A 23104-nucleotide genomic window follows, 5' to 3' on the forward strand; every position below is an offset into this window, starting at 1 on the left:
CAGTAGTGCCAGTTTGATAATCACCCGGTGCTAAATGGAAGCCCCTGATATGTCCAGCCTGCGTGCAACGAACACTTCTTCTCTGTCCCTTAACGGCCTGAGCGCAGCGATCAAGATCGCCTGTTTTGGCGTAGCTGGTTTGCTGGCTGGTACGGCCTGGGCTCAGACTGCTGATCCGGCGGTTGAGCCAGCCGCAAAGCCTGAAGCGATGGAAGAGGTCGAGGTTACCGGCGATGGTTCCCAGGTTGTGCTGTCCGAGGCGTTTGCCGGCGGTCAGGTGGCCCGTGGTGGGCGTGCCGGTATTCTCGGCAACCTGGACATGATGGATACGCCGTTTTCCAGCACCAACTACACCAGCGACCTGATGCTGAATCAGCAGGTAGTGAGCGTGGCGGATGTGCTGCAGAACGACCCCACTGTGCGCGTGGCCAAGGGCTTCGGTAACTTCCAGGAGCTGTACATGATTCGCGGCTTCCCGGTGTACTCCGACGACATGACCTACAACGGCGTATACGGCATCCTGCCGCGCCAGTTCGTGGCCAGCCAACTGCTGGAGCGGGTGGAAGTGTTCCGTGGCGCCAGTGCATTCCTGAACGGCGCTGCGCCTGGCGGCAGCGGTCTGGGCGGCGGCGTGAACCTGGTGCCGAAGCGCGCACCGGAAGAGGCGCTCAATCGTGTTACCGCGGGTATTGAAGGCAACACTAACGTATACGGCGCCGTGGATATTGCCCGTCGCTTTGGCGAGGACAACAGCTCCGGTATTCGCGTGAACCTGGTTGAGCGCGCCGGTGAGACCGCAATCGAGGATCAGGAGCGCGACCTCAGCGTCTTCTCGCTGGGTTACGATTACAGTGGTGAGCGCCTGCGCCTGTCCGCGGATCTGGGCTACCAGAATCATCATATCGATGCGCCGCGTCCGTCCGTTACCCCATACGGCGAAATCCCGAAAGCACCGGATGCCGACAGCAACTTCGCGCAGCCCTGGACGTATACCGACGAAGAACAGTTGTTTGGTGTGGTGCGCGGTGAATACGACCTGACCGATACCGTTACCGCCTGGGTAGCCGCCGGCATGCGCGATGGCAGTGAAGCCAATGTGCTGGCCAACCCGTCTACCGATGCTGACGGCGTAACTTCGGCTTACCGCTTTGACAATACCCGTGAAGACAAGGTGCTGTCCGCTGAAACCGGTATCCGCACCAGCTTTGATACTGGTTCTGTGGGCCATACGCTGACGGTTTCCGCTGCGACTTTTTCACTGGAGTCTGGCAACGCTTATGCGTTCTCCAACTTCTTCAGCGGCATTGTGGGTGACCTCTACAATCCGGTGGGCGCTGAAATCCCGGCCGCAGATTACTTTGTTGGCGGTTCGCTGGCGGACCCTGGCATCACAGAGAAAAGCGACATTTCCAGTGTGGCAATTTCCGACATGCTGTCGCTCCTGGACGATCGCCTGCTGGTGACGCTCGGCCTGCGCCAGCAGGATATCCAGACCCGCTCCTTCAACTATAACTCCGGTGATCGGCTGGCCAGCTACAACGACAGTGCGCTGACTCCGGTGGCGGCTGTTGTGTTCAAACCGAGCGAACAGGTTTCCGTATACGCCAATTACATCGAAGGCCTGATGCCCGGCGAAACAGCGCCGGAAACCAGTGGTGGCACCTTGGTCGCCAACGCCGGTGAAGTTCTGGAACCCTTCAAGAGCGAGCAGGTGGAAGCGGGTGTGAAGTACGACGGTGGCGCTATCGGCGGTAGCCTGAGTGCCTTTACCACCAGCAAGCCCAGCAGCTTTGTAGAAAATGGCGTGTTCGATACGTTTGGTGAACAGCGCAACCGTGGCCTGGAGCTGAGCGTTTTCGGTCAGCCATTGGACACTGTACGTTTGATTGGCGGCGCGACCCTGCTGGATGCGGAGATGACCAATACCGCTGGCGACGTATACGAAGGTAAAGATGCCGTGGGCGCGCCGCGCCTGCAGTTCAACCTTAACGCCGAGTGGGATCTCACCGCGGTGCCGGGCCTTACTCTGGAAGCCCGCGGTGTGCACACTGGTTCCCAGTACGCTGACGCAGCCAACACCATTGAGGTGGACAGCTGGAACCGCGTTGACCTCGGTGCGCGTTACCTGACCGAGGCGGCGGGTAAAGACCTGACCCTGAAAGCGCGGGTACAGAACGTGGCCGACAGCAACGACTGGGTTTCCGTGGGCGGTTACCCGGGTGCCAACTACCTCGTGCTTGGCCAGCCGCGTACTTTCCTGCTGTCTGCATCACTCGAGTTCTGATCCATGGGACTGGCTTTCTCATCCCTGCTGACGGGCGCCGGTGTGCTCTGCCTGTACGGCAGCTGGCGTAACTGGGTATCGCTGCAGCGGTGGGGAACCGCTGTGGGCTGGGCGTTGTTGCTGATATCCGGTATCGCCTGGGCACTCAGTCCGGCGAGTATCGAGCTGGGTATCAGTTATGCGCTACTGGCGTTAACCGCGGCGGCGTGGGTCGTGGTCGGTTTCAACCGTGAGCAGCGTCCCCTGCGAACCCCGGCACTTCCTGCAGTGAAAATTGCACTGCCAGCCCTGCCCACGATAGCCAGGCAAATCCTGTTACTTGTGGCTGTAGTGCCGCTGGCTGGCGCCGCGGCGATGTACACCAGTACCGCGCTGACGGCTTTCCTGCCGTGGCAGCAGGGCAATGCATTGGCCCTGGCCATGCTGCTCGCACCGGTCCTGTGGGGGTGCGCCGCTTACTGGCAATGCGCGGACTCCCGCCCACTGCGCCCGGCGGCCACGCTGCTTGTGCTGCTGGCGGCGAGTGCCGGCATCCTGAATCTGTAATACCGGTTAACCATGAAATTCAGTCTCTCCCCCTCACTGGTCAAAAGCTCCCTCGCCAGCCACTCCTGGATTGGCCTGCTGGTCGGCTTCCTGATGTACCTGATCTGCGTGTCCGGCAGTCTTGTGGTTTTTTCCGGGTACATGAAGCGCTGGGAACAGCCGGCCGTGGCCGAATTCCAGACCCTGGCGCCAGAGGCCGCCGCGCGTGCTTACAGTGATCTTCTTGCGCAGAAACCGGATATTTCCGGCGACATCCTGTCGATGCTGCCGCGGGAAAATCAGCCCCGTGCATCACTGGTTTCCGCCGGTGGTGTTTACTTCCTGAATGAAGATGGCAGCCCCGGTGGCAGTATTTCCACACCCTGGAGCAATTCCATGGTGAGTCTGCACGATGCGCTGCATATTCCCAGTGACTGGGGGCTGATTCTGGTCAGCGCCATTGGCGCCATGCTGTGCGGGCTGATTATTTCCGGTTTTCTTGCGCACCCGCGGATTTTCCGCGACGCATTCAATTTCCGCCTGGGCGGTTCGCGTCATCTGGAACAGGCCGATATTCATAATCGCCTGAGTGTCTGGGGGGCGCCATTCCATCTGGTGATCGCGGTGACCGGCGCCTGGTTCGGCATGGCGATGCTGATGTATACCCTGTTCGGCAATACGTTTTTCGATGGCGACCGCGAAGCGGCCATTGCCGCTATTCATGGGTCGTCCCCGGAACTGGAACAGCAGGTTGAAGTGGCCAATATTGGCCGGGCGATTTCCTCCATGGCCGACATCGCGCCAGGTGCACGCCCGATATTCATCAATGTGGAAGCGGCCAATTCCCCGCAGCAATATATCCTGCTCGGCGCTTATCACCCGGAAGCGCTGATTTACGCCGAACAGTACCGCTTCGATCAGGCCGGTAATTTCCTCGGCAAGGTGGGCTATACCGACGGCGAGCCCGGTAAACAGGTGATTTTCTCGCTGTACCGCCTGCACTTCGGGCACTACGGCGGCCTGCCGGTAATGGTGCTGTATGTGATTTTCGGTATCGCCCTGGCGGCGGTATCTTTAACCGGCATCAATATCTGGCTGGTGAAGCGCCGCAAGCGGGATTTCATTAATAACATCTGGGCCGGGCTGGTCTGGGGTACGCCTTTGGCCGTCGCGGTATCGGCACTGGCGGCAATCACACTGCACAGCGGCGCACCGGGCTATTTCTGGCTGCCGCTGTTGGCCGCAGTGTTATTCGGGCAGTGGCTGGATGATGAAGTACGGACCAAGGCATGGCTGCTGTGGATCAGTGCCGCATTGCTGGTATTGGTGACGCTTGTTCATGTCTTCTTGTTCGGTAGCGCGGGGCTTTCCGGTGCGTCGTTAGTGATCAATATTGCGCTCCTGTCGTTTGCGATTTTGTTTGCCTGTCTCGGTATGCGCACGGCCCGCAGGGGACAGCGTGTTTATTCGGACTCGCAACCGGTGCGTATCGCCTAACGTGCTTGCGGTTGCCCCGCCAATCCTTTTGAATGGTCTTCATCCTCTCTGGACGATAGTGAAGACCATTCAATGTCTGATCGCCTTTCCTGTTCACAAAGCACTCGTAGACAACTCAGTGGTGTATTACTGGGTCTGTTGATGTTTTTGCTGTTTGTACCTGCCGTCTCCGCACAGCCCACCGCGAGTGGGGATCATGTTTCGGTGCGCTGGCTAGCGCCGGAGACGTTTGCCCAGGGGCCGGAGACGATCGGTTTTTATTTCGAGGTGGATCCCGGCTGGCACGTGTACTGGCGCAATGCCGGCGATTCCGGTGCGGCACCGCGGTTTGACTTTATGGGCGCCAGCGGTGATGTGGGCGAAATACAATGGCCATTTCCACAGCGCCTGCCGATCGAGCACCTGACCAATCTCGGGTACGAGGGCAATGTTGCCTATCTGTTTACGGTGACCCCCAATGCACCGCGTATGGAGCTGGTGGTCAGTCTGGAATGGCTGGTATGCAAGGTCGATTGTATTCCCGGCTACGGCAACATGACGCTGTCGCGACCGGTTTCCACCAGTGCCAACTGGCTTTCGCAGGACCTGGAGTTGCGGGATCAATTTGCCGCTCGTGTGCCGCAGCCGGGCACGGCATCTACTCCTCTGTGGTCAGTGACTTCGGTCAGCGCGCCGGAGCGGGAAGAATCCCTGCAACTGGTACTGGCCGCAGAAAGCACGGGCAAGGATCCGGCCGCACCGGAGGTGTTCCCCCTTGATGGCGCGCTGCTGACGGCGGCGGCGCCACGCGTTGAAAAGAACGCCCGGGAAATTCGCTATACGTTCGAGCGGGTACCCGGCGCAGCAGTGCCACCAGCTACCGGGTTTGTCATCAGTGACGGCAGGCGCGCCTGGCAGCTCGACGATTTACCTGTTGAGGTGTCTGCGGGTGCGGGCGTTCCCACCCCGGTCGACACTGGCCAGCCGCTCTGGCTGCTGTTGCTGGCTGCGGTTGCTGGCGGCGCAATTCTTAATTTGATGCCCTGCGTTTTCCCCGTATTGTCGATCAAGCTGCTCGGGCTGGTTGGCCCGGGAGAGACTGTGTCCGGGCGTGTCAAAGAAGGGCTGCGCTATGCGGCCGGTGTACTGGTGACGTTTGCCGCGCTCGGTGCGCTGTTACTGGTACTGCGCGCCGGTGGCGCCGCCATAGGCTGGGGATTTCAGTTACAGTCGGCAACGGTGGTGCTGGGGCTGATTTTACTGTTCTGGGTCATGGCGCTTTCGTTCAGTGGCGTCTATGAATTCGGGCATCAATTGATGAACCTGGCGGGGCACAGTCGGGGCGGTGCTTTTGCGACAGGAGTGCTGGCGGTTTTCGTCGCCGCGCCCTGCACAGGTCCGTTTATGGGGGCGGCTTTAGGGGCTGCTACGCTGTTGCCGGCCTATGCTGCCATGGCAATTTTTATCGGACTGGGTGTGGGCCTGGCGCTGCCATTTGTATTGCTGTGCGCGTTCCCGGGGCTACTGAACCGATTGCCTGCGCCGGGACCGTGGATGGAAACCCTGCGCCAGCTACTCGCGTTCCCGCTTTATGCCACCGTAATCTGGCTGCTGTGGGTACTGGGGCGTTTGGTAGGCGAAAGCGGCTGGTTGATCGGTACCCTGATGATGCTGGCGCTTGTGTTTGCGCTCTGGCTCGGGCGGCATCACTTCCGCTCAAGCAAGTGGTTGGCGTGGGCCCTGGTGGCGGTGGCGTTGGTCGCCAGCTTTGGCGCAGTGCATCGACTTCAGCAGAGCACGCCTGCCGCGCAGAATAACCCGGTGCAAACAACAGAGGGCTGGCAGCCATATAACCGGGTTGCCATTGGCCAGGCGCAGGCTCGAGGTCAGGCTGTTTTTATCGACTATACCGCTGCCTGGTGTATCACCTGTCAGGTGAACAAAAAGCTGGTGCTGGAGTCGGATGATGTTGAGGCACTGTTCCGCAAACACAATGTGTATCTAGTGCGGGCCGACTGGACGAACCAGGATCCGGAAATCACCCGGGCGCTGGCAGAACTCGGGCGTAACTCGGTGCCGGTTTACGCATGGTACCCGCCTGGTGCGCAAACGCCGGAGCTGCTGCCACAGATACTGCAGGCAGACATGATCGAAGCTCTGTTCGCGGAGGATGAGAGTTCGGAACGCTAATTCAACCAAAGAGGAAGCAATCGTGAAGGCACAGGATACCCGTAGTAAACGTTCGGTTCGCAGCTGGTTTGGTCAATGGTTTGGCAGTGTGGTTCTTTTTGCGATGCCGGCATTGGCCCTGGCGGTGGCGACACCCGGTGAAAAGGCGCCGGACTTCAGTGAGGTGGATGCGACGGGAGAAACCCGGTCACTGAAGGACTACGCAGGGCAGTGGCTGGTGCTGGAATGGTTCAACAAGGACTGCCCCTATGTGCGCAAGCATTACGGCAGCGGCAATATGCAGGCGCTGCAAAAAAAGTACACGGATAAAGAGATTAACTGGCTGACAGTGATCTCGTCGGCCAAAGGTAAGCAGGGATATCTGGAACCGGCACAAGCGCTGGAGGTGGCTGAAAGTCACAAGCTTAACGCCAGTGGCCCTTTCCTGCTGGATACCGATGGCAACATGGGGCGAGCCTATGGTGCCAAGACCACGCCGCATATGTTCATCATCAATCCTCAGGGCGATGTCGTTTACGCAGGTGCCATCGATGATAACGATTCAGCCAATCCAGCGGTGATTCCGAAGTCCAATAACTTCGTTGCAGCGGCATTGGATGCCTCGCTGGCCGGCCAGGCGGTGCCGGTGACTTCCTCCCGCGCCTATGGTTGCAGTGTGAAGTACTGACGGGATGGATGGGCCGCAGAGCGGGCGGCAAGGAATGGGATGGGTGAGTCTGAATTCCCTGCCCGGATATACCTTACCGCCCGTTTTTTTTAGGTGGTACCTACTGGAGGTTGCCGAGCACCTCGACCATGGTTGAGGTGAGCTGGCTCAGGTCTTCTTTGCTGATGACATAGGGCGGCATGGTATAGACGAGCTTGCCAAACGGGCGCAGCCATACACCCCGCGCGATCAGCTGTTCCTGCAGCGTTTTATTGTCCACTGGATTTTTCATTTCCACCACGCCGATGGCACCGAGCACGCGTACGTCGGCCACACCTTTGGCATTCTTCAGTGGTGCCAGTTCTTCCCGCAATTGCGCTTCGATATTGTTCACCTGCTGTTGCCAGTCGCGCTGGAGCAGCAGTTCGATACTGGCATTGGCTACGGCACAGGCGAGGGGGTTACCCATGAAGGTTGGGCCGTGCATGAACACGCCGGCTTCGCCACTGCAGATGCCATCGGCGACTTTGTCGGTGCACAGGGTGGCGGCGAGGGTCATGGTGCCGCCGGTCAGGGCTTTTCCGAGCGTCAGGATGTCTGGGGAAATTCCGGCGTGTTCGCAGGCAAACAGTCTTCCGGAACGGCCGAAGCCGGTGGCGATTTCGTCAGCGATCAGCAGCAGGTCATATTGATCGCAGAGTTCACGCACTTTACGCAGGTATTCCGGGGAATAAAAACGCATGCCGCCAGCACCCTGGACGATGGGTTCGAGGATCACGGCGGCGAGCTGCTGGTGATTTTCTTCGACGATTTTGGCGAGCTCGCCGATATCTTCATGGCTGCAGGGTTCGTCGAATTTTGGCTGTGGCGCCGGGGCGAACAGGTGCTGGGTAAGCTGGCTGGCAAACAGGTGGTGCATGCCGTTGACGGGGTCGCAGGTAGCCATGGCTCCGAAGGTGTCACCGTGGTAGCCGTTACGCAGTGCGAGCAGTTTGCTTTTTTCCGGTTTGCCCTGTGAGTGCCAGTATTGCAGCGCCATTTTGATGGCGACTTCGACGGAGACGGAGCCGGAATCGGCGAGGAAAACCTTGCGCAGCGGTTCCGGTGTCAGGGCGACGAGCTTTTTGCACAGTTCGATGGCCGGCTCATGGGTGAGTCCGCCGAACATGACGTGGCTCATTTTTTCCATCTGGCTTTGCATGGCGGCGTTTAGTTCGGGAACGTTATAGCCGTGCATGGTGCTCCACCAGGAACTCATCCCATCGATCAGCCCGCGTCCGTCTTCCAGATAAATCCGCACGCCTTCGGCGCGGGTAATTGGATAGACGGGGGGCGGGTTGATCAGCGAGGAATAGGGGTGCCAGATATGGTTTTTATCGAAATCGAGATCCATCATGGTTCTGTGGGTGGTGTTCTATTGCAGGTTTGGGGGCGGCCGGTCGCCGGGGATTTATTTTCAGAACCGGGCTAGGCGCCCCCCTCTGAACCCATCCCTGGGCGCTGCGTCGCAAACATCCTGTTTGCGACGCTTCTGAAAATAAATCCCCGGCGCCCGACCTTCACATTAGAGTTTTTTACTTCGTAAATAGGTTTTATATCGTCATTTTGGCGCGAAGAGCCTGTGCCGGACTTGATCCGGTACCGGAATCCAGCGCCTCACGGCGCTTATCAAGCCAACTCTCGCAAAACCTTTAAAGGAGGCTGGCTCACCGCACTTCTGCACGCCAGCGTGCCAGCAGTACCTACCAGCAGTGCGCCTGCCAACGGCCCCAACAGCCACAGGCCTGGATGCAGGTTAAACGGCAGATCAAACACGCGCTGCGACAGTACCGCCAGCGATGCCTCGGTGCCAGCCGCGGCGAGTAAGCCGGCGGCGATACCGATCAAACCGAATTCAATCATCAGGCTGCGTACCAGCAGCTGCCGGCGGCCGCCCAGTGTGCGGATTACGGCGGCTTCTTGCAAACGCTCGGCGATGCTGGCGCGCACGCCGGCGATCAGTACCAGTACACCGGCCACCAGCATCAGGCCGAGGACGGATTCGATGGCGATGGCGACCTGGCTGATGGTTTCGCGGATGTTATCGATGATTTTATCCAGCTCGATAATGCTGAGGCTGGGGAAGTCTTTTACCAGTTCGTTCACGAACAGTTTGTCTTCCGGCGGCAGGTAGAAACTCTGGATGTAGGTCGCCGGGAAGTTGTCGAGGCTTCCGGGGGCGAACAGCATGAAGAAGTTGGGGCGCATGCTGTTCCAGTCGAGGGTACGGAAGCTGGTAATCGGGGCTTCGGTTTCTAGGCCGCCGATGGAGAAGCGCAGTACATCACCCATTTCAAGGCCGAGGCGGGCGGCGACTTCGACTTCCACCGAGACACCGTCGCGATTGCTTTCATTCCACCAGTCGCCGGCGACGATTTTGTTGTCGGCGGGCAGGGTGTCCGTCCAGCTGAGGTTGAGTTCGCGGCGGATGGAGCCGTCTTTCTGTTCGCGCTCGGTTACTTTGGTGCCGTTTACGGCGATCAGGCGTCCGCGCACCATAGGATAGAACTCGGTCCCTTCGAGCTTTTCATCCGCGATTTTGCGCTTTACCTGCTCGAGCTCAAAGGGCGCGATGTTCATCAGGAAGTGGTTGGGCGCGTTTTCCGGCAGCTGCATTTTCCACTCATCGATCAACGCCGTGCGCGCGTAGAACATGGCGAGCATGGCCAGCAGGCCGGTGCCAAAGGCGGCGATCAGCAGGGTGTTGAAGCTGGCGCGGCGTTGCAGGCTGCCCAGCGCAATACGCCAGCTGCCACCGAGCGCGGCGAGCCGGCCGCGGACCAGCAGGCGGTTGACCAGCGCGCTGCCGGCCACCAGCAGGGCGAGGCCGGTAAGCAGGGCGGCGGTGATGGCAAGGCTGCCGGAGAGCCACCAGATCAGAAGCAGCATGCTCAGGGGCCCGGGAATCAGGCCGAACCACTCGCGCTTGTCCGGGTTGCTCCAGTCCTGGCGCAGGGTCTGCATGGGATCGGTCTGGGCGAGGCGGAACAGTGGTGGCAGGGCGAAGCCGATCACGCAGGCGAGGCCGGTGGCGATGCCGACCAGCAGCGGTTGCCAGCTACTGGGCGGCGGCGTAACCGGGAAGAAGCCCTGCAACAGGTTCACCGCTTGTGACTGCACAAGGGAACCTATGGTGAGGCCGACTGCGGTGGCGATCAGGGTCAGCGCGGCCATCTGGCCGAAGTAAATGGTGAGAATTTTGCGCTTGCCCGCGCCGAGGCTTTTCATCACGGCGACGTAATTTGCATGGCGCAAGCCGTAGCGGCGCGCGGCGAGACCGACGGCGACGCTGGCGAGCAGCACGGCGAGGCTGGCGGCGAGGTACAGGAAACGCTCGGCACGATTCAGAGCCTGCGCGACGCGCGGCTGTCCCTGCTGCAGGTCGATGATGTGCTCATGCAGGGTCAGTTTGGGCTTTAGCCATTTGAGGTAGCGATCCAGTGCGGCATCGTCTCCGGCCAGCAGGTAGCGGTAAGTGACGCGACTGCCGGGCTGGAGGATGTTGGTGGCGGCCAGGTCGTCGGTATTCATCATCAGCCGGGCGCCCATGGAAAACAGGTTGGCGCCGCGATCCGGTTCATGGTCGATGATGCCGTCGATAAGGAAGCTGCTGTCGCCGAGCTGCAGCTCGTCGCCGATATCCAGTTGCATGAGTGGCAGCAGGCGGGCTTCCAGCCAGACTTTACCGGGCTCCGGTCCCTGGCGTGTTTCCCGGGATTGAGCCTCTGTTGTGGGGCGCATCTCGAGGTGGCCCACCAGCGGGTAGCCGTCACTGACGGCTTTCACGGAGGCGAACTGGAATTCATCCCCCGCCGACAGCATGGAGGCGAAGGTGACGGTCTCGGCCCGCTCGAGCCCCAGTTCGTCGGCCTTTGCGAGCCACTCTGCCGGCACTTCCTTGCTGCTTTGCAGTACCCGCTTGGCGGCGAGGAAACTCTGGGACTGAATGTGCATGGCACGGGTGAGGCGGTCGCTGAAGTGCGCGATGGCGGTGACACAGCTGACCGCGAGAATAAGCGCGGTGGCGATGAGGGCCAACTCGCCGCCGCGCCAGTCACGGCTGAGCAGTCTGAGGGGCAGCATCAGGCAGATACCTCCGAGAGGTTACCGGGCAGCTCTTCGGTGGTAATTTCACCGGCCGCCATGCGCAGATGGGCGCCACAGCGTTCGGCCAGGCGCTGTTCGTGGGTTACCAGCACCAGGGTGGTGCCGGTTTCGGCGTTGAGGTTGAATAGCAGGTCGATGACCTTTTCGCCATTATGCGCGTCGAGGCTGCCGGTGGGTTCGTCGGCGAACAGGATGCCGTTACTGGTGGTCGAACCGCTACTGGAAGTACTGTGGTCGATAGGGGCAATGCTGCAAAACGCGCGGGCCAGTGCGACCCGCTGCTGTTCGCCGCCGGATAACTGGCGCGGGTAGTGTTGCAGGCGGTGACCGAGGCCGACGCGGTCGAGAAATTCTTCCGCCCGTTTGCCGGCATTGCGCTCGCCACGCAGCTCGCTTGGCAGCATGACGTTCTCTCGTGCGGTAAGTCCGGGGAGTAACTGGAATGTCTGGAATACGAAGCCGACGCAGCGGGCGCGGAGTTCGGCACGCTGTTCTTCGTCCATGGCGGTAATTTCTTGGTTGGCGAGCCAGATCCTGCCTTCGGTGGGGCGGTCGAGGCCGGCCAGCAGGCCCAGCAGGGTGGATTTGCCGGAGCCGGAGGCGCCGGTAATGGCGAGGCTTTGGCCGTGGGGCAGTTGCAGTGAAATGTCGTTCAGCAGTGTGAGTGGCCCTTCACTGGTGGCGACTCGATGGTGAAGGTGTTCAGCTTTTAGCATGATCGACATGGCAAGTCCCTGTAATTCCTGCAAAATGCGGTTCAAGTTTTATCTGGAGAGTATGACATGGCGGCAGATTTTTTCCGGTACTTGGCGGGCGGTTTTGTCCCGCGCTGTTTGCGGTTCGTCGCGTTGATCCCGTTACTCATGGTTGTTTACGTTGGCCAGGTAGATGCGGATGAATCGAGGACGCTGGTGGTGCTGGGGGACAGTATCAGTGCGGCCTATGGCATTGATGAGCGCGAGGGTTGGGTACAGTTGCTGCGCAACCGGCTGGCGGAGAAAGATCTGGATATTTCGGTGGTGAACGCCAGTGTGAGTGGGGAGACCTCGGCGGGTGGCCTGGCGCGTCTGCCGCGTTTGCTGAGTGAGCACAGCCCGGATTGGGTGGTGGTGGAGTTGGGCGGCAATGACGGTCTGCGTGGATATCCGCCAAAGGCGTTGCAGAGCAATCTGTTGCGGATGGTGAAGTTGGCGCGGGACGGTGGTGCAGAGGTATTGCTGCTGGGTATGCAGATGCCGCCAAATTACGGCAAGGCGTATACGCGGGCGTTTGCGGCGGTGTATCCGAAGGTGGCGGAGAAGGAGAAGGTGCCGCTGGTGCCGTTTTTCCTGGAGCCGGTGGCGCTGGAGGAGGGGACTATGCAGTCAGATGGCATTCACCCTACGGCCAAGGCCCAGCCGGCACTGCTGGATCACGTGTGGCCCTGCCTCGAGACCATATTGAAAGGCAATGGGGATATCCGGTCCGATAGCCTGTGCACTTCATGATCGAAAAGCGTACAATCGCGCCCTGATTTTTAGACCCTACTCCTTGGTTGGTGGGGCTCTGAGGTGTTTCGCTTTGTAGCTGGTTCGGTGGCGGCACTGCCGCCGCGCAAGCCATTGCGGGACACGCTACGAGTTCATCCCTGAACGCTCGGCTGTGGCCGTCCATGGCCACAGACGGTCCCGCAATGGCTTGCCCGGCGTCAGCGCCTTCGCATTTGCGTTTGAGCTTCGTAGTTAATTTTTTGTAGGTTGAGCAAAGCCGCAGGCGTGCCCAGCTTCTTGATGGTTCTGTATTTGAGATTTACCCATGTCTGACCTGGAAAACCGCCGCGACCGGCTGGAATTCAACAAGCTGCAAAAGCGCCTGCGCCGCAATGTGGGCAAGGCGATCGCCGACTTCAACATGATTGAAGAGGGCGATAAGGTGATGGTGTGCCTGTCCGGTGGTAAGGATTCCTATGCGATGCTGGAAATCCTGATGAACCTGCAAAAGACTGCGCCAGTTAATTTTGAGCTGGTGGCGGTCAATATGGATCAGAAGCAGCCGGGTTTCCCGGAGCATGTGCTGCCGGAGTACCTGCAGTCCGTTGGGGTGCCTTACCACATCGTCAACAAGGATACGTACAGTGTGGTGAAAGAGGTGGTGCCGGAAGGTAAGACTACCTGCGGTCTGTGCTCGCGCTTGCGTCGCGGTACCCTGTATGGCTTTGCGGAGGAGATCGGTGCGACCAAGGTGGCGCTGGGGCATCACAAGGACGATATCGTCGAGACGTTGTTCCTGAATATGTTTTACGGTGGCCGCCTGAAGGCGATGCCGCCGAAACTGCGCGCGGATGATGGGCGCAATATTGTGATTCGTCCGTTGGCGTACTGCCGCGAGTCAGACCTGATTGCGTTTGCGGAGCACAAGCAGTTCCCGATTATTCCGTGCAACCTGTGCGGCAGTCAGGAGAACCTGCAGCGCCAGGCGATCAAGGGCATGCTGAATGACTGGGAGCGTAAGTTCCCGGGGCGCAGCGATAATATTTTTGCGGCGCTTACCCGGGTGTCGCCGTCGCAGCTGGCGGACCGGGATCTGTATGATTTCGAGAGCCTGGAGCTGGATCGGTCTGAGCCGGCGCGTGAGGTGGATGCGCGTTCTATCGAGCAGTCTGTGGATTCCTGGATTCCTGAGGATGCTCGCGAGGAGGAGCAGGTTGAGGCTGCGCAGCCAATGTATATTGAGGCTCGCAATCTTTAACTGCACCTTCTTGAGCCACGCTCTCTTTGCTTAGCGCTTCATTCACTGCCGTGGCATTTGCCGCGGCAGTGTCGTTTTGGGGCAGGCACTTTTCCGCGGGTTTGATTAGCCGGCAGTAGCTGTCGACGAAGTCCCGCAGGCTGGCGCTGGGGCCGTGGTGGAAGTATTTTTTCCACAGTTTGGCCATTCTGGGCAGATCTTCACGCTCCACTTGGTCGATGCCTGCTGCGCGGTAGATGAGCCAGGCGATGGCGGTTGCGTAGCGCAAGTTGGTGGCCAGTTCGGCGTGGGGGTGTTGCAGGAAGTCGCGCTGGCTGGCGAGACCGCGTACCTTTGACGCAAGCGCTGGGAAGTTGATCAGGTATTCATCCCAGATCTGTCGGTGGGTAGTGGGCTGTATCTGGAATATACCCATGCCGTGGCGCCGGCCGAGCTTGAGGTGAAACCCGAGTTCGGATTCCTGGGCTGCGGTGCCGAGGAGCAGGGCTTCCATACCCGGTGACCAGGCGCGTAATTGCTTCAACGTGGGACGAACTACCAGTAACCGCAGTTCGTCTAGACAAATACCCATAGTGTTGTCGATTCTTCCCTACAGCCGGCATGTACTACCGGGATGGTGAGGCGCATGAACATTCCGTTTTCTGCGTCCTGTTACACCCAATGTGTAGTTTGCGGATTGAGCAAACGCCAGCAAATCGGTAGATTTGCGCGCAATTAAGACCAATAACAACAGGCAGAGCCTAAAATTTCGCCTCAAAAGGCTATCTCTGCCAAAACAGACGGGGATCTCTACATGTCCGGACAATGGCTTGTCGCTCTAACCTTTATCGCCTATCTGGCGTTCATTCTGGCGATTGGTGTCTACGCCTATCAGCGCACCAAGAATGCGAGTGATTACTTTCTTGGCGGGCGCTCGCTGCCGCCTGCGGTGGCGGCGCTGAGTGCGGGGGCGTCGGATATGAGTGGTTGGCTGCTGCTGGGACTGCCCGGTGCGGCTTACGCCACGGGGCTATCTTCTGCATGGATTGCCATCGGTCTGTTCAGTGGAATTCTGCTGAGCTGGATCACCATGGCCCGCCGCCTGCGGATTTATTCTTACGCGCTGGATGATTCGCTTACGGTACCGGCCTATCTGCATCGGCGCTTCAATTTGGCGCACCCTTACCTGCGCACGATCAGCGCATTTTTCATCCTGTTGTTTTTCCTGTTCTACGTGGCGTCCGGCCTCATTGCCGGTGGCAAGTTGTTCGAGACGGTGTTCGGGTGGGATTATCAATGGGCAGTATTTATCGGTGCTGCGGCAGTGATTTCCTACACGTTGTTCGGTGGCTTCCTCGCGGTTTCCTGGACGGATGTTTTCCAGGGACTGCTGATGAGCCTGGCGCTGGTTATTGTACCGGTGATGGTTATTTCGGATGAGGGCGGCCTTGGTAATGCCTGGTCCACCATGCAGCAACAGCACCCGGAACTGATGCACTGGATGAGCGATAACACCGGCGCAACACTTACCACTGCCGCCATTTTGAGTTCGTTGGCCTGGGGGCTGGGTTACTTTGGCCAGCCGCATATCCTTGCGCGTTTTAAGGCGCTGCGGCACCCCGATGACATGCCGGCTGCAGCTACCGTGGCGGCAGTCTGGTCACTGGCAGGATTTCTCGGTGCTATGGCGGTGGGGTTATTCGGGCATCTGGAACTTTCGCAGACGCTGCCAGATGGCGAGCGGATTTTTATGGCTCTGGTCGAGGCACTTTTCCATCCGTTGGTCGCAGGTATTCTGCTGGCTGCGATTCTTTCGGCCATTATGAGTACGGCGGACTCGCAGTTGTTGGTATCTTCCGCCGCGCTTGCCGAAGATATTTACCATGTGTGGTTCGGGCGCGAGCTTTCGTCCGAGCGCCTGGTGGTGGTGGGCCGCTGGGCGGTGATCGGGTTGTCCCTGATCGCGGTCGGGATCGCAATGGACCCCGAGTCCAAAGTGCTGGATGTGGTGGCTTATGCCTGGGCCGGGTTGGGGGCAGCGTTTGGTCCGACGATTCTGATCAGCCTGTACTGGTCGCGTATGACTGGCGCCGGTGCCATTGCCGGTGTAGTGGTCGGCGGGCTTACCGTTTTGATCTGGAAACAGCTTTCCGGTGGTATCTTCGATGTCTACGAACTGCTTCCGGGCTTCATACTCTCTGCAACTGCTATTGTTTTAGTTAGTGCTGTGACGCATTGCCCCGATCAAGTATCAACGCGCCACCGTCAATTGCTGGGGCAGTAGCACTCTAAACTCACAGTGTTTGGCGTGAATATTCACGCCTGACCGGTGGTGCCGCGGTTGGAGTATCTGGAGTGATCGAAGTACACCTCGGTGATATCACTCGGTTACATGTCGATGTAATCGTCAACGCAGCCAACCAGCGGCTTTTGGGCGGGGGTGGTGTTGACGGCGCCATTCACCGTGCCGCGGGCCCTGAATTGCTGGAAGCCTGCCGCCAGATTGGCGGCTGCCCGGTGGGTGACGTGCGTGCAACCCCGGGTTTCCGATTGCCGGTAAAGCGTATTTACCACACCGTAGGACCGGTGTGGCGGGGCGGTAATCTGGGTGAACCGGAGTTACTCGCCAGTTGCTATCGCCAGTGCCTGGCACTGGCCCGCCGGGAAAATATTCACACCATCGCCTTCCCCGCCATCAGTTGCGGAATTTACGACTACCCCCCAGAGCAGGCCGTGGAAATTGCGGTCGAACAGGTGCAACAACACCTGGATCGGGATGGTGGGCCGCGCCATATTATTTTCTGCTGTATTGATGACGACATGGCTGAGCTCTACCGCCTGCAGCTGGATGCGGTTGTGCGTCGGTAGTTAAACGCCGGTTAATTGGTACGCACACGCATTGTTTGAGCTACGCGAGGGAGCAAATAGTGCGTGTTGCACGGTTTTTTTTGAGACTTAATTAGCACTGCCGTAACAGTCACGCCCGCGAGCAAAAAATTATTCAAGAAATTATGCAATAAATGGAGTTCATCACAGCACTTTGCTTTGCCGTGCTGTGTACATCTTTTAGAATTTCGCCCCTAAGGATTCACGTGGCAAATGATGGCCGCGTACTGAAAGGGAAAATTCATGCAAATTCTTGTTGAGAACCAGCGGGGGGACCGCTTTAGGGTTAGTGAAGGTTGGGCGACCGCCCCCACTTCATTTGATAACGACGCTGCTGCGGGTCTTCTCGCCTCTTTTTCCCCATCGATTCTTGATCAGATCTACGATCAGTTTCTTGCCTCACGATCCCTTGCTCTCGCTGTTCAGCATGGGCAGGATCAGCTGCTCGCATTGCACGGCTCTGATGCCCCGTCTCATTTCAGTGAAACGCATCGCGCGGTGTATGTCGCGGTTCGCCAGCATCGCCTGCTGGTCGAGGTGGCGCCATTGCGAGAGGAAGAGCTGGATGCTCGCTTGTCCAAACTGCGCAATGGCATCCGTATGGGACTGCAGAAAGTCATCGCCGAAGAGCGTGCCGAGGCCGCGCGAATCCAGGCTGTACATGAAAAGCGCAACAACTTGGAAAAAACTGGCGCATACGTGGCGCACACGGCCAAGGCTCTGGGGCAGGCGGCCTGGGGGCTCGCGGTATGGACCAAGGATGTTGCCGACGTGGCGGCGCTGGTCAACCCGGTGCGTCAGCAAACCGCGCTGTTGAATGCGACCTACGACTACTACGTACACGACAAGAGCTATGACGACTCCGGCAGGGAGTATCTAAGCAAGATCAAAAAAGAGCTGGTGGAAGCGCTGGGGTTTGATCCAACCACGATCACCGCAGAGCAATTGGAGCAGGCCTTTGATATTGCGCATCTGATTTACGATGACCCGACGCTGCGCAGCGATATCAGCCGCTTTGCCAAAGACTATGCCAAAGCCCAGCATAGCCTTGAGATCGCCGAGTTTATCGGGGGCGGGCTATTTGAAATCATTCTTACCATTATCCTCACCGCAGTAACCGGGGGCGTCGGCGCCGTCGCCGCGATGGCCAAAAATGCCCGTCTGTTGACCCTGTTCAAGGGCATCGGCGATTTAATGGTGGAATTTGCCCGCTACCTGCGCCGCCGCAAGGCGCTGGCCAAAACCCGCGGGGCAAAATCCGGCGGTGCCTCGCTGTCTGATCTCAAGTCTACCGAGGCCACGGTGCCGGCGGTTGCCGATGCAACCAGCGGTGGAGGAAAGTCTTCCGGAAAATCCGCAGCCGCCAAACAGTCTGACGGCAAGGCGTCTCAGCAACCGGCCGGTGATCCCAACGAGCCGGATAAAAACAGCACTGATACCGGCCGCAACCACAACGGCGACAGCTCGCAGTGCAATGGCAATACCTGTTCGGGCGGTGATCCGATTAACTTAAAGACCGGCGAAGAGTTCCTGACGCTGGTCGATGCTGTGCTGGATGGCCCGCTGCCGCTGACCATGGCGCGCACCTACCGCAGCAGCAACCACAATGACTTCGGCCTCGGGTACGGCTGGACCCATACCCTCGGCGAGCGCCTCGAATACCGTGGTGCCGGAAACCCGCTGCATTTTCACGACAACGAAGGCCGGGTCATTGCGCTGCCACATCCGGGCGGCAGCGGACTCAGCCACAACGTAGTGGAAAAGCTGAGCCTCAAACGCATCGCTGACAACCACTGGGTCATCACTCCCTACGGTGCACCGGCCGGCTTGCAGAAACACTTCAAGGCGCTGAACCCCGGTGACAACCGCTTGGCTCTGTCGGAAATCCGCGACGGCTACAACAATTTTTACCGCTTCCACTACGTCGAGAAGCAGCTGATCTGCGTCGAAAGCAGTCTCGGCGAAGCGCTGCATATTTCCCCCATCGATGGCCGCATCGGCGAACTTAAAAAAGAAACCCGGGACGGCCGTATCCAACTCCTTGCGCGCTATGAATACAGCGCCGAGGGCGACCTGATTCGCGCGACCGATGCGGAGGGCTTCAGTGAGGCTTATGCGTACCAGGGCCACGTGATCAGCAAGCGTACCCTGAAGACCGGTTACAACTTCCACTTTGAGTGGGATGCCGAGGGGCCCGGCGCGCGCTGTCTGCGCCAGTGGGGTGACGACATCAATGGCCAGCCCACCTATAACTACCGTTTTGTATGGGATGACGATGGAAAGGGCGTAAATGTCATCGATACCCGCGGTGGCGAGGAACGCTACCGCTTTAACGAGCGCGCGCTGCCGATCTACCATCGCGACCAGGAAGGGGGTGAGACCCTCTACGAATACAATGCACTCGGCCAGCTCACTGCAGCGCAATTGCCGGCCGAAGAAGGCCAACAGCGGCAAGAGCGTTACGAGTACGACGATTACGGGCGCCTGGTCGCCAAGACCGACGCCAGCGGCGGTATGCACCGTATCGAGTACAACGCCGAAGGGCTGCCAGCCAAGATCACTGACGCCGGCGGTCGTGTTTGGAAACGCGAGTACAACACCAGCGGCCAGATCACCGCGTCGACTGATCCGCTCGGCCACAGTACCCAGTACACCTACAACCCGATTGGCCTCGTCGGTAGTGTCACCGACCCATTGGGCAATACCACCCGCTACCTGTGGAACCCCCAGGGCAAACTGGCTGCGGTACACGACCCGATGGGGCGCTCGCAGCACTACCGCTACGATATTGCCCAGCGCCTGACCGAAGTCCAACACGCGCCTGAACTCAGCACCCGCTACGAATACGACAGCCAGGACCGGATCAGCGCAGTGATCGCCCCGGACGGCGGGCGCACGGAATACCGCTATAACGCCCAGGGGCTGGTAGCGGATATCACCGATGCCGAAGGCCGCAGCACCCGCTATGACTATGACGGCCTCAGCCAGGTCACCGCGCGTACCAACCCGGATGGCAGCCGCCTGCAATATCAGTACGACGGCGAGCGCAACCTAGTTGGCCTGATCAATGAAAACGGCGAGCAATACCAGCTCAAATACGACCTGAAAGAACGCCTGATTGAAGAGGTCGGCTTCGATGGCCGGGTCACCCGTTATGCCTATAACGCCGCTGGCCATCTCGTCGGCAGCCGCGCAGTCACCGATAGCGAGTCAGGCAAAGGTATCGACACCCTGTTCGAGCGCGATGCGTTCGGCAGGCTGTTACAGGAAACCACCCCGGACGGCGTAACCAGCTTCCGCTACAACCGCATAGGCCAGGTGACCGAAGCGGAAAACGCCCACCGTAAACTGCGTTGGGAATACGACGCCTGTGGCCGGGTAATTGGCGACTGGCAGGATAACGCCGAAATCCGCCACCGCTACGATGCCGCCGGCAACCGCATCGCCAGCGTACTCCCCGATGGCGAAGAATTGCGCATCGGCTACAACGCTGCCGGCCAGTTCGAAAGCCTGCACCGCCGCCCGGCAGGTGCAGAGGCAGAACAGCTACTGGCGCAGATCAGCCGCGACGAGCTGGGCCGCGAAACCCATCGCCAGCACGGCAATGGCCTTGCCACCGAAAGCCAGTACGACCCCCAAGGCCGTCTGCAAAAACTGCGCCTGGGCAAGGGCGAAGGCCCGGTAGAAAACCCCATCCTCGAACGCGCCTACGGCTACAACCGCAGCGGCCAGCTCACCCATATCGGCGACAGCCTGCGCGGCGACCGCCAGTACCACTACGACGCCCTCGACCGCCTGACCCAGGTCGAAGGCCCCAACCCCGAACACTTCGTTCACGACCCGGCACACAACATCCTCGCCGCGGCCGGTAGTGCTGATGAGGCAAAACAAGAAGCCGGCTCGACCCAGGTTAGCGGCAACCGCCTGAAGTTCCGTGGCGACACCCATTACGAATACGATGTCCACGGCAACCGTATTGCCGCGCTGCGGGGCAAGGGCCAGAAGCTTCAAACCCGCTACCGCTACAATAGCAAACACCAGTTGATCGCGGTTGCCCACTACCGGGTAGACGACAAGGGCGAAGCGCAGCTACAGAACGAAACCTGTTATCAGTACGATGCACTCGGTCGCCGCATCAGCAAAAAGGGACTGGCGCAGACGACTGATTTCCTGTGGGATGGCGACGTTCTTCTACAGGAGCGAGCCCGGGATACGGAGACTGGGCAGGATCTGAAATCCCGTAACTATTACTTCGAACCAGCCACATTTAAGCCTATCGCTTTGAGTGAAGGTGGTGACGTTTACAGCTACCACCTCGATCAGCTGGGAACCCCGGATGCGCTAACCGATGCGGATGGGGGAGTAGTTTGGAGTGTTAGCTATAAGAGCTATGGCAACGTAGCTATTGCCCACAAGGAAGAGATATTCCAGCCAATCCGGTTTCAGGGGCAGTATTACGACGAGGAAAGTGGATTTAGTTATAGCCGGTTCCGGTACTATGATTCAAATTTGGGGAGTTTTTTAAATCAAGATCCCATAGGCCTGTCAGGCGGTGTTAACTCTTATCGATACGTGCCTAACCCCCTCTCTTGGATTGACCCATTTGGATTAACCTGTAAGCAAGGAGTTGCGAATATCAAAATGTACAAAGAGGGGCGGCAGGTTCATTTTGTTGTAGAGGTGCAGTATAACGGCCAGAAGATGGTGACAGAACAGCAAAGTAGTGGAAGGCAGGGAGGTCCAACCGAGATTCAAAATGAAGACTTTTCTGAAATTTTGGGGATGAAACCGGATAAAATAATTTCTACGATACTTCCTGACGCGCAGGCAGCAATTGATTATCAAGTGCGTAGGTCGAATAGTCCTGATGGTCCCTATTGCGTAGATAATAACAGTTGTCTTACACATGTTTTTGATGTTTTGCGCGAAGGAGGGAAGGAAGGGGTTCCAAATAATTCCAAAAGGCTAGTGGCAGGGAAGTATTTGAAGAAATTGGAGGTGGAGTAATGGATAATAAGTGCCAATATGAAGAGTTGGTTTTTATGGGGGGGAAGATAATTTCCAATTTCCGAGGGAAAATTTCGCAAGGAGGAGACGTCTCGTGGCGAGAAGAGGCTGTAATTTCCTGTGAAATTTTGCTTGATTATTTGAGTGAGCGCCGGAATCTTGAGAAGGCGCTTCTTTTATCTAGAATTTTTGAAGACAGGTATTCTGAGTATAAGCCGCCTGTTATTTCACATTGGTGTAGGAAGGTTAGAGAGACTCTGGAAAACGATAGAAAGCTATAAATTATTAGTGGTATGCAGGTTTTTTTGGCTGGAGTTGGCTTCATTCATATCCTGGGTTTGGTGTTATAAGGTTAAATTGTGTGAATCTTAGATCATTGGTTCGCTTTTATTGGTCTTACCCACGATAAGTAGGCACCCTAACTATGCACTTTTGTGCTCATAATCCGCAGGACTAATATGCCCAATAGCGGAGTGCCTGCGTACTCGGTTATAGAGCACTTCGATGTACTCGAAGATGCCGATCTTCGCGTCCTCGATACTCTCGTACCGTTCCGCGCATATTAGTTCGACCTTCACATATGTTCAGAGTCCAGTGGGTTGGATTGACCCTCTTGGTCTAAAGGTTAAAGAAGAAGGATGTTCAGTTACTTCTCGGCCTACGCATACTGCGAGCGGGGAAAGAATTGTTTATTTTAAAAAAGAAGATATTAAGTTCAAGAGGATGTATGGGGCAGAATATCAATTCTATCTGGATGCTGAGGAAGACTATTTGGAGTTAGCTTTCACATCGGTGGGTGTGGATTTAGAGTCATTGGAGTTTTATATAAATAATAGATTTAATCGGGGTGTTTTGCTTAAAGGAGATGGTTTTGGTCTTGCGAATGAGATTATTAGCAAATCTATAGATATATATACGAAATGCCACGGTTATCCCCCGAAGTTTCTGGATGGGGCAATAATTAAGAAGAATCTACAAAATTTTCAAAAAGAATTTAGCGAAATTCGTGCTTCTGGAAGCGTTGCAGGTGGAGAGGCTAATATGCACTCGGAAGCCATAAAGCGAATTTCGTTCGGGCGTGAGAGGGTAAAACTGGGTTATGATGATATAGAAGTAACTGCGTGGGGAAATCAAAATGTCGAAGTGGATGGTGAGGTGTTGTTGGATGTTCCGACAAAAGTGAAAATAACGGCAAATAAACGAGATGTTGGCAATGGGTAACTTGGTTGGTTATTTAG

General features: G+C 57.9%; 16 protein-coding genes. 11 read left to right on the top strand and 5 right to left on the bottom strand.

Going from position 1 to position 23104, the window contains the following annotated elements; translation table 11 throughout:
* Nucleotides 1–49 precede the first annotated feature (49 nt).
* The 5 genes from LC093_RS15630 to LC093_RS15650 all read left to right on the top strand — a co-directional run bounded on the left by LC093_RS15630 (nucleotide 50) and on the right by LC093_RS15650 (nucleotide 7142).
* Entirely contained in the window at nucleotides 50–2284 is a 2235-nt protein-coding gene (locus LC093_RS15630; RefSeq protein ID WP_226666942.1) for a TonB-dependent receptor, read from the top strand.
* A 3-nt stretch (nucleotides 2285–2287) separates the two neighbouring features.
* The gene (locus LC093_RS15635; protein WP_226666947.1) at nucleotides 2288–2830 is read left to right on the top strand and encodes a hypothetical protein; all 543 of its coding nucleotides are present in this window, start codon (nucleotides 2288–2290) and stop codon (nucleotides 2828–2830) included.
* A gap of 12 nt (nucleotides 2831–2842) precedes the next feature.
* Nucleotides 2843–4306, top strand: coding sequence for a PepSY-associated TM helix domain-containing protein (locus LC093_RS15640; protein WP_226666953.1), 1464 nt, complete (start codon nucleotides 2843–2845; stop codon nucleotides 4304–4306).
* A gap of 72 nt (nucleotides 4307–4378) precedes the next feature.
* A complete protein-coding gene (locus LC093_RS15645; protein WP_226666967.1) occupies nucleotides 4379–6475 on the top strand; it encodes a protein-disulfide reductase DsbD family protein in 2097 nt (698 codons plus the stop codon).
* Nucleotides 6476–6497: 22 nt separating this feature from the next.
* The gene (locus LC093_RS15650) at nucleotides 6498–7142 is read left to right on the top strand and encodes a thioredoxin family protein (RefSeq protein ID WP_226666971.1); all 645 of its coding nucleotides are present in this window, start codon (nucleotides 6498–6500) and stop codon (nucleotides 7140–7142) included.
* A gap of 100 nt (nucleotides 7143–7242) precedes the next feature.
* Here LC093_RS15650 and bioA read toward each other — a convergent pair whose 3' ends face one another.
* From bioA to LC093_RS15665, 3 genes are all read right to left on the bottom strand, one after another.
* Nucleotides 7243–8517 carry an adenosylmethionine--8-amino-7-oxononanoate transaminase gene (gene bioA, locus LC093_RS15655; RefSeq protein ID WP_226666977.1) on the bottom strand — a complete coding sequence of 425 codons (1275 nt, stop codon included), beginning with the start codon at nucleotides 8515–8517 and terminating at the stop codon, nucleotides 7243–7245.
* A gap of 272 nt (nucleotides 8518–8789) precedes the next feature.
* Complete coding sequence (locus tag LC093_RS15660; RefSeq protein WP_226666983.1) at nucleotides 8790–11243, bottom strand: ABC transporter permease; 2454 nt, start codon at nucleotides 11241–11243, stop codon at nucleotides 8790–8792.
* On the bottom strand, nucleotides 11243–11992 hold the full coding sequence (locus LC093_RS15665) for an ABC transporter ATP-binding protein (RefSeq protein ID WP_226667435.1): 750 nt from the start codon (nucleotides 11990–11992) through the stop codon (nucleotides 11243–11245). The genes LC093_RS15660 and LC093_RS15665 overlap by 1 nt, the downstream gene beginning before the upstream one ends.
* A gap of 57 nt (nucleotides 11993–12049) precedes the next feature.
* Here LC093_RS15665 and LC093_RS15670 point away from each other — a divergent pair, with 57 nt between their 5' ends.
* Nucleotides 12050–12754, top strand: coding sequence for an arylesterase (locus LC093_RS15670; RefSeq protein ID WP_319004939.1), 705 nt, complete (start codon nucleotides 12050–12052; stop codon nucleotides 12752–12754).
* A gap of 307 nt (nucleotides 12755–13061) precedes the next feature.
* Nucleotides 13062–13994, top strand: coding sequence for a tRNA 2-thiocytidine(32) synthetase TtcA (ttcA, locus tag LC093_RS15675; RefSeq protein ID WP_226666989.1), 933 nt, complete (start codon nucleotides 13062–13064; stop codon nucleotides 13992–13994).
* Here the strand turns inward: ttcA and LC093_RS15680 are convergent.
* The gene (locus tag LC093_RS15680; protein WP_226666994.1) at nucleotides 13894–14565 is read right to left on the bottom strand and encodes a hypothetical protein; all 672 of its coding nucleotides are present in this window, start codon (nucleotides 14563–14565) and stop codon (nucleotides 13894–13896) included. The genes ttcA and LC093_RS15680 overlap by 101 nt on opposite strands.
* 222 nt (nucleotides 14566–14787) lie before the next feature.
* Here LC093_RS15680 and putP point away from each other — a divergent pair, with 222 nt between their 5' ends.
* From putP to LC093_RS15695, 3 genes are all read left to right on the top strand, one after another.
* Nucleotides 14788–16257, top strand: a complete 1470-nt coding sequence (gene putP / locus LC093_RS15685) for a sodium/proline symporter PutP (RefSeq protein ID WP_226666998.1) — start codon at nucleotides 14788–14790, stop codon at nucleotides 16255–16257.
* Between the two features lie 71 nt (nucleotides 16258–16328).
* On the top strand, nucleotides 16329–16841 hold the full coding sequence (locus LC093_RS15690) for an O-acetyl-ADP-ribose deacetylase (protein WP_226667004.1): 513 nt from the start codon (nucleotides 16329–16331) through the stop codon (nucleotides 16839–16841).
* A gap of 261 nt (nucleotides 16842–17102) precedes the next feature.
* Nucleotides 17103–21866 carry an RHS repeat-associated core domain-containing protein gene (locus tag LC093_RS15695; protein ID WP_226667005.1) on the top strand — a complete coding sequence of 1588 codons (4764 nt, stop codon included), beginning with the start codon at nucleotides 17103–17105 and terminating at the stop codon, nucleotides 21864–21866.
* Nucleotides 21867–22288: 422 nt separating this feature from the next.
* Here LC093_RS15695 and LC093_RS20575 read toward each other — a convergent pair whose 3' ends face one another.
* Entirely contained in the window at nucleotides 22289–22444 is a 156-nt protein-coding gene (locus LC093_RS20575) for an IS3 family transposase (RefSeq protein ID WP_226667006.1), read from the bottom strand.
* 16 nt (nucleotides 22445–22460) lie between these two features.
* Here LC093_RS20575 and LC093_RS15705 point away from each other — a divergent pair, with 16 nt between their 5' ends.
* Nucleotides 22461–23087: a hypothetical protein gene (locus LC093_RS15705; RefSeq protein ID WP_226667018.1), complete on the top strand. Its 627-nt coding sequence runs from the start codon at nucleotides 22461–22463 to the stop codon at nucleotides 23085–23087.
* Nucleotides 23088–23104: the final 17 nt, after the last annotated feature.

The organism is Microbulbifer aggregans (assembly GCF_020524005.1).
Classification (GTDB): domain Bacteria; phylum Pseudomonadota; class Gammaproteobacteria; order Pseudomonadales; family Cellvibrionaceae; genus Microbulbifer; species Microbulbifer aggregans_A.